13 protein-coding genes and 1 tRNA gene are annotated in these 15,146 nt (G+C 60.1%); 5 read left to right on the top strand and 9 right to left on the bottom strand.

Going from position 1 to position 15,146, the window contains the following annotated elements:
- The first annotated feature begins 3 nt into the window (after positions 1–3).
- A complete protein-coding gene (gene radC / locus ILFOPFJJ_RS22470) occupies positions 4–750 on the top strand; it encodes a RadC family protein (RefSeq protein WP_210267547.1) in 747 nt (248 codons plus the stop codon).
- 35 nt (positions 751–785) lie between these two features.
- Here radC and ILFOPFJJ_RS22465 read toward each other — a convergent pair whose 3' ends face one another.
- The gene (locus ILFOPFJJ_RS22465) at positions 786–1,829 is read right to left on the bottom strand and encodes a magnesium and cobalt transport protein CorA (protein WP_246299735.1); all 1,044 of its coding nucleotides are present in this window, start codon (positions 1,827–1,829) and stop codon (positions 786–788) included.
- A gap of 221 nt (positions 1,830–2,050) precedes the next feature.
- On the opposite strand from ILFOPFJJ_RS22465, the gene sthA reads away from it, so the two are divergent.
- Positions 2,051–3,454, top strand: a complete 1,404-nt coding sequence (gene sthA, locus ILFOPFJJ_RS22460) for a Si-specific NAD(P)(+) transhydrogenase (RefSeq protein WP_173512774.1) — start codon at positions 2,051–2,053, stop codon at positions 3,452–3,454.
- Positions 3,455–3,559: 105 nt separating this feature from the next.
- On the opposite strand, the gene tig is transcribed toward sthA, so the two are convergent.
- The 4 genes from tig to ILFOPFJJ_RS22440 form a co-directional block, all read right to left on the bottom strand.
- Positions 3,560–5,041 carry a trigger factor gene (gene tig / locus ILFOPFJJ_RS22455; RefSeq protein ID WP_173512773.1) on the bottom strand — a complete coding sequence of 494 codons (1,482 nt, stop codon included), beginning with the start codon at positions 5,039–5,041 and terminating at the stop codon, positions 3,560–3,562.
- A gap of 177 nt (positions 5,042–5,218) precedes the next feature.
- Positions 5,219–5,303, bottom strand: a tRNA-Leu gene (locus ILFOPFJJ_RS22450).
- A 341-nt stretch (positions 5,304–5,644) separates the two neighbouring features.
- On the bottom strand, positions 5,645–6,238 hold the full coding sequence (locus ILFOPFJJ_RS22445; RefSeq protein WP_173512772.1) for a GDYXXLXY domain-containing protein: 594 nt from the start codon (positions 6,236–6,238) through the stop codon (positions 5,645–5,647).
- On the bottom strand, positions 6,235–7,338 hold the full coding sequence (locus ILFOPFJJ_RS22440) for a DUF2157 domain-containing protein (protein WP_173512771.1): 1,104 nt from the start codon (positions 7,336–7,338) through the stop codon (positions 6,235–6,237). Before ILFOPFJJ_RS22440 ends, ILFOPFJJ_RS22445 begins: the two co-directional genes overlap by 4 nt.
- 1,069 nt (positions 7,339–8,407) lie before the next feature.
- Here ILFOPFJJ_RS22440 and ILFOPFJJ_RS22435 point away from each other — a divergent pair.
- The 3 genes from ILFOPFJJ_RS22435 (at position 8,408) to trmFO (ending at position 10,741) form a co-directional block, all read left to right on the top strand.
- A complete protein-coding gene (locus tag ILFOPFJJ_RS22435; protein WP_168799006.1) occupies positions 8,408–8,551 on the top strand; it encodes a DUF1127 domain-containing protein in 144 nt (47 codons plus the stop codon).
- A gap of 419 nt (positions 8,552–8,970) precedes the next feature.
- Complete coding sequence (locus ILFOPFJJ_RS22430; protein ID WP_173512770.1) at positions 8,971–9,114, top strand: DUF1127 domain-containing protein; 144 nt, start codon at positions 8,971–8,973, stop codon at positions 9,112–9,114.
- Positions 9,115–9,313: 199 nt separating this feature from the next.
- Positions 9,314–10,741 carry a methylenetetrahydrofolate--tRNA-(uracil(54)-C(5))-methyltransferase (FADH(2)-oxidizing) TrmFO gene (trmFO, locus tag ILFOPFJJ_RS22425; RefSeq protein ID WP_173512769.1) on the top strand — a complete coding sequence of 476 codons (1,428 nt, stop codon included), beginning with the start codon at positions 9,314–9,316 and terminating at the stop codon, positions 10,739–10,741.
- A gap of 1 nt (position 10,742) precedes the next feature.
- Here trmFO and ILFOPFJJ_RS22420 read toward each other — a convergent pair whose 3' ends face one another.
- From ILFOPFJJ_RS22420 to secDF, 4 genes are all read right to left on the bottom strand, one after another.
- Positions 10,743–11,207 carry a hypothetical protein gene (locus ILFOPFJJ_RS22420; protein ID WP_173512768.1) on the bottom strand — a complete coding sequence of 155 codons (465 nt, stop codon included), beginning with the start codon at positions 11,205–11,207 and terminating at the stop codon, positions 10,743–10,745.
- A gap of 117 nt (positions 11,208–11,324) precedes the next feature.
- The gene (locus tag ILFOPFJJ_RS22415) at positions 11,325–12,167 is read right to left on the bottom strand and encodes a phytoene/squalene synthase family protein (protein ID WP_173512767.1); all 843 of its coding nucleotides are present in this window, start codon (positions 12,165–12,167) and stop codon (positions 11,325–11,327) included.
- Positions 12,168–12,185: 18 nt separating this feature from the next.
- Positions 12,186–12,572 carry an Mth938-like domain-containing protein gene (locus tag ILFOPFJJ_RS22410; protein WP_173512766.1) on the bottom strand — a complete coding sequence of 129 codons (387 nt, stop codon included), beginning with the start codon at positions 12,570–12,572 and terminating at the stop codon, positions 12,186–12,188.
- 2 nt (positions 12,573–12,574) lie between these two features.
- A complete protein-coding gene (gene secDF, locus ILFOPFJJ_RS22405) occupies positions 12,575–15,145 on the bottom strand; it encodes a protein translocase subunit SecDF (RefSeq protein ID WP_173512765.1) in 2,571 nt (856 codons plus the stop codon).
- Position 15,146: the final 1 nt, after the last annotated feature.

The following is a 15,146-nucleotide window of genomic DNA, read 5'->3' as shown; positions in this document are numbered from 1 at the left end:
CCGATGGACGAGCGGCAGTTTTTCGCGCAGCCAAAACCGCGCGTCGGCGACGCCGAAGTGAATGCTGCTCCGCCCGCAGAAGCACATTATCATGGTCACCGCGATCGTTTGCGAGACCGCTTCCGTGAACATGGCGATGCGGCGCTGGCTGATTACGAGATCCTCGAACTCATTCTGTTCCGGCTCATCCCCCGTCGTGACACGAAGCCGATTGCCAAGGCGCTGCTCAGCCGCTTCGGAACGCTCGCCGGCGTTTTCGGAGCGCCGCTCAACCTGTTGCAGGAGGTCAAGGGCGTTGGAGAATCCGTCGCTCTCGATCTCAAGCTCATCGCCACGGCCAGCCACCGAATGCTGAAGAGCGAACTGCGCGAGAAGCAGGTCCTGTCATCCTGGAGCGCCGTTATCGACTACTGCCATGCGGCGATGGCGCACGAGACCAAGGAGCAGTTTCGCATCCTCTTCCTCGACAAGCGCAACGCGCTGATCGCCGACGAAGTGCAGCAGCGAGGCACGATCGATCACACGCCGGTCTACCCTCGGGAAGTGATCAAGCGTGCACTCGAGTTATCCGCGACCGCACTCATCCTCGTCCATAACCATCCCTCCGGCGACCCGACGCCTTCTCGCGCGGATATCGAGATGACCAAGCTGATTGCCGAAGCCGCAAAGCCGCTCGGCATTGCCCTGCACGACCATATCATCATCGGCAAGGACGGCCACGCGAGCCTCAAAGGACTTCGATTGTTCTAGACTTGGGGCCTACTGCGCGATCCCTTAACGTCTCCTCACAGCCATCTCGCACGCCGGAAGAACCGGTAGAGGGTAACGCACAGTCCGACGATTATGGCCAGAACGACAAAATAGCCGTAGCGGAACCTGAGTTCGGGCATGTCCTCGAAGTTCATGCCGTAGATACCGGCGATCGCCGTCGGGACCGCGAGAATGGCGGCCCACGAGGCGAGCTTGCGCGAGATTTCCGTCTGCTCCGACTGGCCGATCATCAGGCTCGCCTCGAAAGTGAAGGCAAGCACTTCGCGCAGCGCATCGATGTCTTCCTGCACCCGTCGAACATGATCAGTCACATCCCGGAACAGATGCTGCATCGCCGCGTCCATGCCTGGAAGTTCCAGGTGCTCGTGCCGGCGGCACACGTCCACCAGCGGCACGACCGCATTGCGCAGGCGCAGGAGGTTTCGACGCAACAGGTAGAGCCGTTCTATATCGGCCTTATCCAAGCGGTCGCGCAGCAACCGGTCCTCGAGTTCCTCGACCTCGCTGTGGATTGCCTCGACCACCGGCATATAGTTGTCAACGATGAAGTCGAGGATCGAATAGAGGATGTAATTCTCACCGTGAGCGAGTGCCGCGGGTGATGCCTCGCATCTCTGTCTGACCGCCATATAAGAGGTCGACGCGCCGTGACGAACGGAAATGACGTAGCCGCGACCGACGAAGAGATGCGTTTCGCCGAACGAAATCTGGTCGTCCGCCATATGGGCGGTGCGCGCCACGACGAAGATCGCATCGCCGTAGATTTCCAGCTTCGGACGCTGATGCGCCTTTCCGGCGTCCTCGATTGCCAGGTCGTGGAGATTGAATTCGGCCTGAATCTGGCGCAACAGCATCTCATCCGGCTCGTGGAGGCCGATCCAAACAACGACGTCTTCGCGGCCCCGCCATTGTCCCGCCTCTTCGATCTGGATGTCGCGCAGACGCTGCCCGTTCTGGTATACCGCGGCAGCTACGACGCCCGGGCGAGCCGGAACTGCCACTTCCGCTTGAATCGCTCCAGTCACCTGGTGGGGGGTCGCCGTCGCCTCTGATGCCATTTCTAGACTCCACCGCAATTCGCCGCGCGAGAAACCGAAAGGCGGGTGCCCCCGATACCCGACGCCTAATGAGCCAACATAGCCGTATTTCCGCACAGGCGCATCCACGATAGAACAGTGCGCATCGCGCTTCATCAAACTGCGCAATTGACGCTATAAACGCGTGCGGGTGAAATTTGCCGCATCGCACAACGATTCTCCTTCGCATACGGGAAGCGTTCATGAACCAGTTCGACCTTATCGTCATCGGAAGCGGCCCAGCGGGGCGCAGGGGTGCCATTCAGGCCGCGAAACTCGGCAAGAAAGTACTTGTTATTGAGCAGGGTAAACGCGTCGGCGGCGTCTCCGTCCATACCGGAACTATCCCGTCGAAGACGCTTCGCGAGACTGCGCTTAACCTCTCCGGCTGGCGCGAACGGGGCTTTTACGGCCGCTCCTACCGGGTGAAGCAGGAAATCAGCGCAGAAGATCTGCGCCGTCGCCTCATCATCACCCTCAACCACGAGGTCGAGGTGCTCGAACACCAATTCGCGCGGAACCGCGTCCAGCACATCCGCGGCCGCGCAAGTTTTGTGGATCCGACGACGATCGAGGTCGTCAAGGAAGACGGCGAGAGCATTCCTGTTTCCGCGACGAGCATCTTGCTTGCCGTCGGAACGAAACCTTTCCGCCCGGACTACATCCCGTTTGACGGCAAGACCGTCGTCGACAGCGACGAGTTGCTCGACATCGAGGAACTGCCGCGTTCGCTGGTCGTAATCGGCGCAGGCGTCGTCGGTATCGAATATGCCACGATCTTCAGCGCCCTGGACACGCAGGTGACGGTCATCGATCCCAAGACGACTATGCTCGATTTCATCGACAAAGAGATCGTCGAGGACTTCATCTATCAATTGCGCGACCGCAACATGAAGCTCAATCTCGGTCAGAAGGCCGAGAAGGTGGAGCGGCTCGAAGACGGTAAGGTTCGGCTCACACTCGACAATGGCCGCAAGATCACGACGGAGATGGTCTTGTTTGCAGCTGGCCGCATCGGTGCCACCGATGCGCTCAACCTGCCTGCCGCCGGGCTGGAAGCGGACAGCCGCGGGCGACTGAAGGTGAACCCCGAAACATTCCAGACCTCGGTTCCCAACATCTATGCCGCCGGCGACGTCGTCGGTTTCCCGAGCCTGGCTTCGACCTCCATGGAACAGGGGCGTGTCGCCGCCCGCGTCGCCGTCGGCGCGATTGCGAAGGAGCCGCAGAAATATTTCCCCTACGGTATTTATGCCGTGCCGGAAATCTCGACCTGCGGCCTCTCCGAAGAAGAGGTCAAGGAACGCGGCATTCCCTATGAATGCGGCATCGCCCGGTTCCGGGAAACGTCGCGCGGACACATTATGGGTCTCGATTCCGGTCTTTTGAAAATGATCTTCTCACTGAAGACCCGGCGTCTGCTCGGTGTCCATATCATCGGGGAAGGCGCGACCGAACTCGTGCACATCGGCCAGGCCGTTCTCAATCTGAAGGGCACCGTCGAATATTTCGTCGAAAACACATTCAACTATCCGACGCTCGCCGAAGCCTACAAAATCGCTGGCCTCGACGCGTGGAACCGAATGGGCGAGATCAAGACGGCTTAAACCGTCCTCCTGGTTCCCATCTCAGCCGCCGTTTCGGCTTTTCCTTCCCAAAGAAAAAGGCCGCCTTGGAAGGCGGCCTCTTAAATTCTGCCAGACGGAAACCGATTATTCGGCGCTCTCGTCAGCGGCCTTCTTTTTGGCCGGAGCCTTCTTCTTCGGTGCAGCGGCTTCCTCGCCTTCAGCAGCTTCGGCCTTTGCAGCAGCCTTCTTCTTGGCTGACGCCTTCTTGGCGGCCGGCTTGTCTTCGGCTTCCTCGTCGTCAGCCATCAGCTCTTCCTTGGAAACCGACTTGTCGGTTACCGAGATTTCGGAAAGCAGGTGATCTACGACCTTCTCTTCGAACAGCGGTGCGCGCAGCGAAGCGGCGGCGCCGGGGGTGTTCTTGAAATAGTCGAGGATCTGCTTTTCCTGGCCCGGGAACTGGCGCAGCTGTTCGAACAGCGAGCGCTGCATTTCGTCGTCGCTCACCTGAACACCGGCCTTTTCGCCGATTTCGGAGAGAACGAGGCCGAGGCGGACGCGGCGTTCGGCGAGCTTGCGATACTCGGCGCGAGCTTCCTCTTCGGTCGTGTCTTCATCGGCGAAGGTCTTGCCGGCCTGCTGCAGGTCGGTGTTGATCTGGCGCCAGATGTTTTCGAATTCGGCATCGACGAGGCGCTCCGGCGTCTCGAACTGGTAGAGCTCGTCGAGCTGGTCGAGGATCTGGCGCTTGACCTTCTGACGGGTAACCGAGCCGTACTGGCTTTCGATTTGGCCGCGAACGATTTCCTTGAGCTTGTCAGCCGATTCGAGGCCAAGCTTGGTGGCGAGTTCGTCGTTGATCTCGAGCGGAGCGGCGGCGGCGACGTCCTTCACTGTGACGTCGAAGGTTGCTTCCTTGCCAGCGAGGTTGGCGGCCGGATAGTCGGCCGGGAAGGTCACGGTGATCGTCTTTTCGTCACCGGCCTTGACGCCGACGAGCTGCTCTTCGAAGCCCGGGATGAATCGGTTGGAGCCGAGCACCAGTTCCGCATCCTCATCCTTGCCGCCGTCGAAGGCAACGCCGTCGACCTTGCCGAGATAGTCGATGGTGACGCGGTCGCCATTGGCGGCCTTGCCCTTCTTGGATTCGTAGGTGCGGGCGCTTTCGGCGATGCGCAGGATCTGCTCGTTGACCTCGTCTTCGGCGATGTCGACGACTTCGCGGACGACCTTGATGCCGCTCACATCCTTGAGTTCGATCTTCGGGATGACCTCGTAGGCAACAGTGAATTCGAGATCGGCCTCGGCATTGAGGATCTTGTTGGCTTCGGCCTCGTCCTCGGTCATCGCGATTTCCGGCTGCGTTGCCGACTTCTCGCCACGCTCCGTCAGGATTTCGGTCGGCTTGTCACGAACGATCTCGTTGACGAGATCAGCCATGATCGACTTGCCGTAGACCTTCTTCAGATGCGCAACCGGCACCTTGCCCGGGCGGAAGCCGTTGATGCGGACGCGGTCCTTCACTTCGGCCAGACGCTCATTCATCCGAGCTTCCATGTCCTTGGCCGGGATGACGACCTTGAGTTCGCGCTTCAGCCCTTGAGCGAGCGTTTCGATAACCTGCATGTTCAAACCTTCATTTCACGTTGACAGTGCTCTTGCCTCGAAAGGTTTGGCGAGCACGTGAGCCGATCCATTTGCCGGGAGTGGCTTTACGCAATTCCTTGACCTTTTTGCAAGCAAAATGGCACTCCGCCAACCCTCTTCACCGTCGAATTCCGACGTTTGGCAACCGTATTGTCCTGGTGCGGGTAGAGAGACTTGAACTCCCACGCCTTGCGGCACCAGAACCTAAATCTGGCGTGTCTACCAATTTCACCATACCCGCGTTCAGACAACCACACCGCCTGATCGCATTTCCCGCAAGACAACCAGCGGGAGCACCGCGGATATTCTGGACATGCGAAGGGTTCGGGCTTTCCCGAGCGCGGCGTCTCTATATCACTCGTTTTTGCCGGATCAAAGAGAAAATGCGCCAATGCACGCCCGTGTCTTCACCTTCTCCTAATTATTCTGGACCAAGAAGCCGGCAAGAAAATGAAACTCCTTAACGCTACTGCGCCGCGCGCCCTATCAGACGCGCAAAGGACGCTGTAGCACTTTGGCTTGCTGCATGTTTTTATCCCCAGATCGGCTACGATTTAAGGAAACATGCAGCAGCACGCACCATCAATATAGCGGCTCCACATAAAGCTGCGCCCCATTCACGGAAACCTGCCTGATCTGGGCCCGCCCATCCGCGTTCACCCGCACGTTGACCGAAAGCGCATGGGCGTCGCGGGCGGTTTCAAGAACACGGCCCTCGCCTTCCGGCACGTAATAGCGCTCAATGCCGTAGTTCGGCTGCAAGGTTTGCGGCGGTGTTCCAAGTGGCGGATAGTAGGAGAACGGCAGCGATCTGATGACGACGCTGTCCGGCGCTTGCGCCAGCGGCCCGAACGATGCCTCGACCGGTCCCCAGAAACCGTCCGCCTGCTCTCTGAGCCGCACGAAAAGCACCGCCCTCGTCGTCTCCTCGGGCAAGTCGCCAGCAACGATATCGGGCGAGATGCGGGAGATGTCGTAGGTCAGGATCACATAGTCGCCACGCAGGAGGTCTCGCGGATCGACCGGCGCACTTCTCAGAAGCACGTCCTTGCCGTTGCGCAGGATCGAAGCGCGGCTTTCGATCATGTATCCGAGCACGGCCGTCTGGAGCGCTGCGACCGCAAGTGCCGCGACAATGGGACTGCGCCAGCGGGCGCCAGGCAAAACAGCGTTCATTGAGAAGCCTCCCCCACTCGTCCAAGCCGTCGTTCAACACGGATGACGAGCCAAGCCACAAGCGCGACGACCATTCCAGAAATCAGGAAGAAGCCGGATGTGCCGAGGATCGATCCGAGCGTCTCGAAGGCCAAATACAAGATCTCCAGAGCAAATACCGTGTAGCCCAGATAACGAACCGCACCGTTGCGCGCGCCCACAATTCCAATACCCATGAGGGCAACGGCAAGCAGGCCGACGCCAACGGTTGTCTCCGCCAAAACGCCTTCCGCTTCACTTTGCAAGGCGATAAGGCCGATGACAGAAACGGCGAAAGAATAGAACGAAGGCGCGGAACCGGCCTCGGAAGCGAGACCATACAGCGGCGATCGCGGCAGCGACGCGAGGAGAAAGGCGATCAAACCGGCGGCAAAGAAGGAGATTGCGAGCCAGAGTCCCGGGTTGTCGACGTAAAGCGCGCCTAGCCAGGCGACGCAGAGAAGATAAGCCAAATGGCGCGTGCGCCCTGCATTGGCGTAGCGGACCAGCGTGAGCACGATGACCGCCAGCACCGGCACGACCCAGAAATAAGACTCAATCGCCGGAACAAGTCCTCCGCTGTCGAACAGCGTGATCAGAAACGCCCAGGCAAGGCATGCGGCGATCGTCGTGACGGCGGCCGACGCGAAGGCCGCTGCCGACAGGCATGCCCCGGCGAACCAGAGAAGCATCGCATCCGCTGCATCGCCTGACAGATGATACATTTGGCCGACCAGAGCGATGCCGGCGCCGAAGGACATGGTGCCAAGAATAAGCAGAGCGACGCCAATCGCCTTGGCTCCGCGCCCGAGGAAATAGGCACCGAGAAAATGGAAGAGCCAGATCAATGCGACGACGCCCGAGACTCTGACGAGGCGCGGCAATACCTCCCAATTCGCCGCGATGAGCAAAAGCAGCGAGGCCGAAAGCAACAGTGCTGCCAGCGCCAACAGGACACGGCCGACGCTGAAAGTGGATTCGCGTGCGTCATATTCCGCCAGCATCGCGCTTGCCGACGACTGGGGAAGCAGGCCGAGGTCCACCCAGCGCTTCAGATCCCGCTCAATGCGTCCTCGATACATCTCACCTCCGGACCGTCCTCCTGGCCATATCGGGCCTTCCCGACGCCGCGACCCGGCTTCAGAGAATAGCAAATCAGGGAAAATGGCTACTGCATGTTTCCTTAAGTCGTCGCCGATTCAAGGATAAAAACATGCAGCAATTCAAAGTGCTACAGCGTCCTTCCCACGTCTGATACGACACGCGGCGTTTTAAAGAAAAACAACGGGCTTCTTCCTCCCGTAGCGTGAACGGCTTATCCGCAATGGAAATGCGCCACGGGAGTTGCGCGAGCCGCATATCTTCCATGCGGATATTGCACTGCACAAATCGATTTAAAGCGACTATATTCAAACCATCGAAGGCGACGCGAGGTGACGAACCGAACGGACGCCAGCGGGATTGGTCGCCCGCTTCCGGGACCCGGAAAGACCCGAGCGGAAGCTCGAAGAATTCGGAGCAGCGTACTCCTCCTCCCAACGCTTCTCCGATAAGATTGGCAACACTCCTCCTCCCGGTTGCCAATCATTTACACGACGCCCGCTGGACCTCCTCCCCCAGCGGGCGTTTTGCTTTCTGCCGCGCTGAACTCGCAAGAGCGCCCAGCTGCACAATATTCGAGCAATTTCTCGGCATTTGCCACATTGCCATGCATAATATGCATAGGTGCCATTCGGTATCGCCTCTACACAAAGTGAGTCCCGAGACCTATTTTTCAACCATCGATCGGGGCGGCGCACTCCTCCTCCCAGCGCACCCCCGATACGGATTGGCGACACTCCTCCTCCCGGTTGCCAATCAGAACAAAGCAACGCCCGCCGGACCTCCTCCCCGGCGGGCGTTGCTTTTTGTGCATCTCTGCCCCCAAGCGGATCCATCCTCTCGCCACAGCCGGGACGTATCGGCGACGCGCCGGAAAAGGTTGGAGCTAAAGGTGAATTAACGCGAAGGCCAAGGATTGCACACCATGCATGGGTGCGATGCAGCATTGTCTCTGTATATGCCGATCAAATCGATTATATTTCACACCATCAGATGACGGCCAGCAAGAGAGATAGAGCGCTGGCAAACGACCCTAGAAAGGATAGGATCATGAACCTCGCACGTTCTTTCAACAACTGGCGCAAGTATCGTCAGACCTGCAACGAACTCGGCCGCATGAGCGACCGTGAGCTGAACGACCTCGGCATCGGCCGCGGCGACATTCCCTACGTTGCACGTCAGGCCATCAAGTAATCCAAGCAGCGAATACCTGCTTCTGAAAACGCCTTCCAGCCTCGCTGGAGGGCGTTTTTCTGTTTTACAAGCCATCCCGTTCAACCAAGCTCGCGCAGCGCCGTGATTTCGCACGTGCGAAAGCTGTGACGGCACCTGAAATCGGCGCTCTTCGCCAGGACGTCGTCAGCTCCCAAGTCCGAACGAAAGTTACGGGAATACAACATATTAACGAGCAGCCGAGCAGTTCAGCCAATCCTTAACCTGTGGCGAATTTTCGAGCTGCGCTCGCCTCGTGCTTACAAAACTGGCGATGCACTGCACAAATGCATAGCAGATGCATTTTCTTTGCACTCCATCTGCCAATTAGACAAGCGTATAAGAACCTCAACGGCGCAGACAAATCACTGTCGCGACAAACAGATCTTGAGGACACGACCATGAACCCGATTCGCATTGCAAAAAGCTGGATGAACTATCGCCGCACCGTTGCCGAGCTCGGCAGCCTCTCGAACCACGCGCTCAGCGATATCGGGATTACCCGCTACGATATCCGCAACATTGCGGCTCGTTCCTTCCGCTAATCGGAACGAACATCCCAACATTCAAGACGGCGCCCGCTGCATGTTTCCTTAAATCGTAGCCGATTTAAGGATAAAAACATGCAGCAATTCAAAGTGCTACAGCGTCCTTTGCGCGTCTGATAAGACGCGCGGCGCTGTAGAGGCGCCGTTTTCGTTTCTGCAATTGGAACCGGGAGGCGCCTGTGATAGGAAGCCGCCCATGACAGCGAACACTTCCTATTCCCCCATTCATGTCGTCGGCGGCGGTCTTGCCGGATCGGAGGCCGCGTGGCAGATCGCCGAAGCCGGCGTGCCAGTCATCCTGCACGAAATGCGCGGCGTGCGCGGAACCGATGCCCACAAGACCGACGGCCTTGCCGAACTCGTCTGCTCCAACTCATTCCGCTCCGACGACGCGACCAGCAATGCTGTTGGCGTGCTGCATGCGGAAATGCGGCTTGCCGGCTCGCTGATCATGCAGGCTGCGGACCGCAACCAGGTGCCCGCCGGTGGAGCGCTCGCCGTGGATCGCGACGGCTTTTCAGCAGCCGTGAGCACCGCGGTCGGCAATCATCCCTTGATCACGGTCGTCCGCGAGGAGATCACCGGGCTGCCGCCGAAGGAATGGGATCTGGCGATCATCGCCACCGGGCCCCTCACCGCGCCGGCGCTCGCTGAGGCGATCCGCGCGGAAACCGGCGCCGACGCCCTCGCCTTTTTCGACGCGATTGCTCCGATCGTCTACACCGACACGATCGACATGGATATCTGCTGGCACCAGTCGCGCTACGACAAGGTCGGCCCGGGTGGCACTGGCAAGGACTACATCAATTGTCCGATGACCGAGGAGCAGTACAACGCCTTTGTCGACGCCCTGATCGCCGGCGACAAGACCGGTTTCAAGGAATGGGAGGGCACGCCTTATTTCGACGGCTGCCTGCCTATCGAGGTGATGGCCGAACGCGGACGCGAAACGCTGCGTCACGGCCCTATGAAGCCGATGGGGCTGACCAATGCGCACAATCCCGCAGTCAAACCCTATGCCGTCGTACAGCTTCGACAGGACAACGCGCTCGGCACGCTCTACAACATGGTCGGCTTCCAGACGAAATTGAAATACGGCGCGCAGGCGGAAGTCTTCCGGATGATCCCTGGACTCGAAAAGGCCGAATTCGCCCGTCTCGGTGGCCTGCATCGCAACACATACATCAATTCGCCGACGCTGCTCAACTCGACCTTGACGCTCAAGTCCCGACCGGGCCTGCGGTTCGCCGGCCAGATCACCGGTTGCGAGGGCTACGTGGAGAGCGCCAGCATCGGCCTGCTTGCCGGCCGCTTCGCTGCGGCCGAGCGCAAGGGCGAAACGCTGGCGCCACCGCCACCAACGACGGCCTTCGGCGCGCTGCTCAATCACATCACCGGCGGGCACATCGTCTCCGACGACGAGCCGGGCAAGCGCTCATTCCAGCCGATGAACGTCAATTTCGGTTTGTTTCCGCCGCTGGAGCCGGGTGCCTTGGCAAAGCCGGATGGCGCCAAGCGCTTTCGCGGCAAGGAGAAGGCCTTGGCAAAGAAGCAGGCGACAGCCGCGCGGGCTCTCGGCGACTGCGCAAACTGGCTCGGCGTCCCCGCTCAGAAGACGGCGTAGGCTATTCGTTCGCCTGGACTGCCTGCGGCTTCCCGGCTTCGTCGGTGAATTCCGACTTCGGGTTGAAGCTGCCGAGCAGCCAGAGCGAGACCTCCGCTGCCTCGGCCGCGGTCCGGAACTCGAATGTGTTGTCCAGATAGGCAAAATCCGGAAAGTGAACGATCAAGCCGCGCCCGCTGTCGGACGTGTTGACCCGCACCTTGCCGGGATGAATGACGTGGCAGACGTAATGCGTGCCGTGCGATTGGATGAAGCCGGCCTTGCCGTCATGCAGACGGAGGAAGATCGCCTTCCTGTCGACGGTTGAATGCAGGGCGCGGATTGCTTCGTCGGGGAAAGCGCGGCCGAATTCGACCATCGCCGAACCCGCGTCGGGATTGTCGAAATCCCGTTCGGCACGGGCGTTCATCCTGATGTAGAACGCGCCGACGGCGACAACCACCATGATGAGCAAAAGCCACAACATCACACGAGCCCCTTTCGGACGGCATGAATCCGGTAGCTCCTGCCTATACGATGTGAGACTTGCGCCAGCTTGACCAAATTCAACTCCGGGGCCGCTTCGCCTGACGCCGGCATCGGATCAGAAGCGGTTGCGCCGGCTCGCGCGCCACATTCGCCATTGCCGCTGCCACTGGGATGGCTGGATGGGTCGCTGAAGGAGACTCGCCCCCGCCGCCTCCGCCCGGTCGAACACCGGTTCCGCTAGAGCCACGGGGGTAAAGGCGAAGAAATTCGCCGAAGAGATCGAGCCTATGCCTTCACGCGCCTTGGCAAGATGATCCCGGCCCAAGCCACAAAATGCACGGATTGCCCTATCGATGGCTTCAGTGTCGCTGCCGGCGAGCAATATTTCACGGTCGAGCCCGGTCGCGCGCAGGAGTTCCGCCGGAAGGTAAACCTGCCCGCGTCGGCAATGAACAGGCAGAAGCAACAAAAGGCCGGCGATCGTCTGGGCGACGCCGGCATGTCCGGCGGCCTCCGCCGATTTGGCGGCATTCAACGGATCAAGGATCAGCGACGAAAGCTGAATGAGGGCCGACGCGGTTTCACCGGCATAGCCCTCCAGCGCCGACCTGTCCTGCATCGGATCATCGTAAAGGTCGAAAATCCGCGCATCGATCATGTTCTCGAGCACTGTGACGGGCAGATGATGTTCGCGAACACATTGCAGAAGCGCTTCCGCCAGCGGATGCCCCTCGCCGCCCGATTGCTCTTTTCCGAGAACATCGCGCCACCATTGCAAGCGGATTTCGCCCGGAAGCGGCTCATGTATCAACTCGCGCACGCGGGCGATTTCCGCGTAGAACGCATAGAGCGCCGCAAGCGAGCGCCTCTTTTCAGGTGGAGAAAGCAGGCAAGCCAGATATCGATCGCGATCTGTGTCCCGCAATGTTGCGAGGATCTGGGTATCGGCCTCTTGCACGCGCAGTTTCCTTCGAAATCACACCGCGATCAGGGCCGCGGCAACGGCGCGCGATTCGGCGAGCATCACATTATAGGTTCGGACCGCCGCCCCGGTGCTCATCGGATCGGAGGAGATGTTCTGCGCCCTCAAGGCCGCCTTGAGTTCGGCGGGCAGCGGCCGGATTTCGCGCCCCGTCCCAACGAGCAGGACCTCGATATCACGCGCCTCCTCCAGCGCACGTTCGAATTTGTCCACCGAAAGCGGGTCACCCTCGACCACGTCCCATGCGTAGATGCCGGACGGCAACATCAGGACGGAGCCGCGGTGAGACATGTCTGCGAAGCGGAAGCCGCCGTTTCCATAGGCGTCTATCGGCGCCCGTCCCGGAAAATGCGCTTCGCGGATTTCGATGCCTTTTGCCATCGTCAGGCTGTCCCTGTTGCGGTGTTCGCCGGCTCATCATCACCGCTGGCAGAATCCTGCCCGCCCCTTGCTCGGCCGCCTCTGCGGTTGAAGAGGATGAGAACCGGCCCTGCGATATAAATCGACGAGAGCGTTCCGACAACAACCCCGAAAAGCAACGTCATGCTGAAGGAGCGAATAAGACCGTTTCCGAACAGATACAGCGCCGCGAGCGCCAATATTGTCGTCACGGCCGTCAGCACCGTACGCGAAAGCGTCTGGTTGATCGACGCGTCGATCAGCACCGAGAGGGACATCTTTCGATAGCGCACGTAATTCTCGCGGATGCGATCGTAAATCACGACGGTGTCGTTCAGTGAAAAGCAGACGATGGTCAGCAAGGCGGCAATGCTCGCAAGGTTGAACTCCGTGCGCGTGACGACAAGGAAGCCGATGGTCAGCAATACGTCGTGCAGGGTGGCTATCATCGCACCGAGAGCAAATCGCCATTCGAATCGGATCCAGACGTAGAGCAGAATGGCCAGAACCGCTGCGCCGATGCCGAGGCTGCTGCCTCGTATCAACTCGCCGGAAACGGCTGGTCCGACAACCTCCACCCGCCTGAATGTGTACTGGTCCTCGAGTTCGGCGCGCACCAATCCGATCGCTGTCTGCTCGGCATTATCACCCGCCTCCTGGGAAGGAACGCGGACGAGGACGTCTCGTTCCGTGCCGAGTTCTTGCACCTGGACTTCCCCGAGGTTCAACTCGTCGAGGCGAGCGCGGAGATCCGCACCGTCGGCCACACCAGACTTCGCCCGCAGTTCGATTATCGACCCGCCCTTGAAGTCCGCGCCGAAGTTAGGTCCCAGGCTGACCAGCAAGATGAGCGAAGCAAGCGACAGCGCCGCCATCAGAATAAAAACCGGATTGCGGATCGCCATGAACCGAATATCCGCCTCACTGAAGAAGCCGGTGCGAATGCCTCTCGGCAGCCGCAAAGGCCGGCGACGACGATACCAGCCGCGAACCAGACGGCGTGTCAGGCTGTGCGCCGTCAGGATAGTCGTCACGCTTCCGATCGCCAGCGTCACGGCAAAGCCGCGAAAGGCGCCGGAACCGAAATAGAACAGAATGGCACCGGCGATCGCCATGGTCAGATTGGCATCGACGATGCTGCTGAAGACGCGTGAAAAGCCTGTGTCGAGCGCCTTTCGCAACGGTCCGGCGCCGCGCGCCTCCTCGCGAAGGCGCTCGTAGATAAGAACGTTCGAGTCGACTGCGACACCGATCGTGAGAATGATCCCGGCGATTCCCGGCAAGGTCAAAGTCGCGCCGATCAGGGAGAGCGCCGCAATGATCAGCACCACGTTCACAATGACCGCAACCACCGCAATGGCGCCAAAGAAGCCATAGAAAGCGATCATGCACGCTGCGACCGCGAGCGCGGCGATCATACCAGCCTTCCACGCGCTTGCGATGGCGTCGGTTCCGACACCGGGGCCGACCGTGCGCTCCTCGACCACCGTCAGGGTCGCAGGGAGTGGCCCGGCGCGCAGCAAAGCGGCGAGGTTCTTGGCGCCGTCCTCGGACAAGTTTCCAGAGATCCGACCAGTGTCGCCGCTAATCGCATCGGCAAGCGCGGGTGTCGACACCACCTGCCCGTCAAGTACAATCGCGAACTGCCTTCTGGAGTCGGCCTCCACAAGCGGCGTGATGCGCGCCAGCGCGTCGGCGTCGAGCTTGAAGCTGACAACAGGCTCGCCGGTTGTGGGGTCGTAATCAGGTTGCGCCTCGACAACATCCCTGACCGCAACGAAGGCTCGCCTTTCGACCAGATACGGAACCGGCGGATCGTCGAGCGAATAAAGGACCTCGCTTGCTGCCGGCGGTTTCGTGTCGACCGCCTGTTGCACCGGCATCGATGGATCGAGCCACCGGAACGTGAGCTCCGCGCGCTGGCTGAGGAGATCCTTCAGCCGCTGCGGATCGTCCAATCCGGGTACTTGAACGACGAGACGATCGTTACCGCTACGGCGTATCGATGGCTCCGCGACGGCGACTTCACCGATGCGCCGGCGCACCACGTCGATAGCTTCGGTCACCGCCGAGGCCACCCTGAGATCTATACCCTCGTCGGTGAGCCGCAGATGAACCGCCTCGCCCTGCTCCGCTCCTTCCGAAACCAGCTCCTGAACCTGGTTTCGAATGAGACCGGCGCTGTCGACGGGAGCGGTGAGTTCACGCAATGCGTCGCGCGCGGCGGAGACCTTCGTCGCATCACGTACCCGGAACTGAATCGCCTGCCCGCTGCCCGACAGGCCCGTATAGGCGATATCCGCGTCCCTAAGCGCCTTACCGATCGCATCGATCGTGGTCTCGAGCCGCTCGGAGATGATATCGTCGCGGACCAACTTTAGCGTGAAATCGGAACCGCCCTGAAGATCAAGGCCGAGCGGCACCTGCCGCTGCGGCACCCAGGCGGGCCATTCCGCAAGTTCTTGCTTGGAAAAGAGGTTGGGCAGAGCAAGAACAAAACCGGCCAGGACGACGAGCCAGATGATCGCGTTTTTCAGCGGCGAGAACTTGGGCATG

It is taken from the genome of Sinorhizobium psoraleae (assembly GCF_013283645.1).
Lineage (GTDB): Bacteria > Pseudomonadota > Alphaproteobacteria > Rhizobiales > Rhizobiaceae > Sinorhizobium > Sinorhizobium psoraleae.
This window is presented reverse-complemented; position numbering and strand designations above follow the sequence as displayed.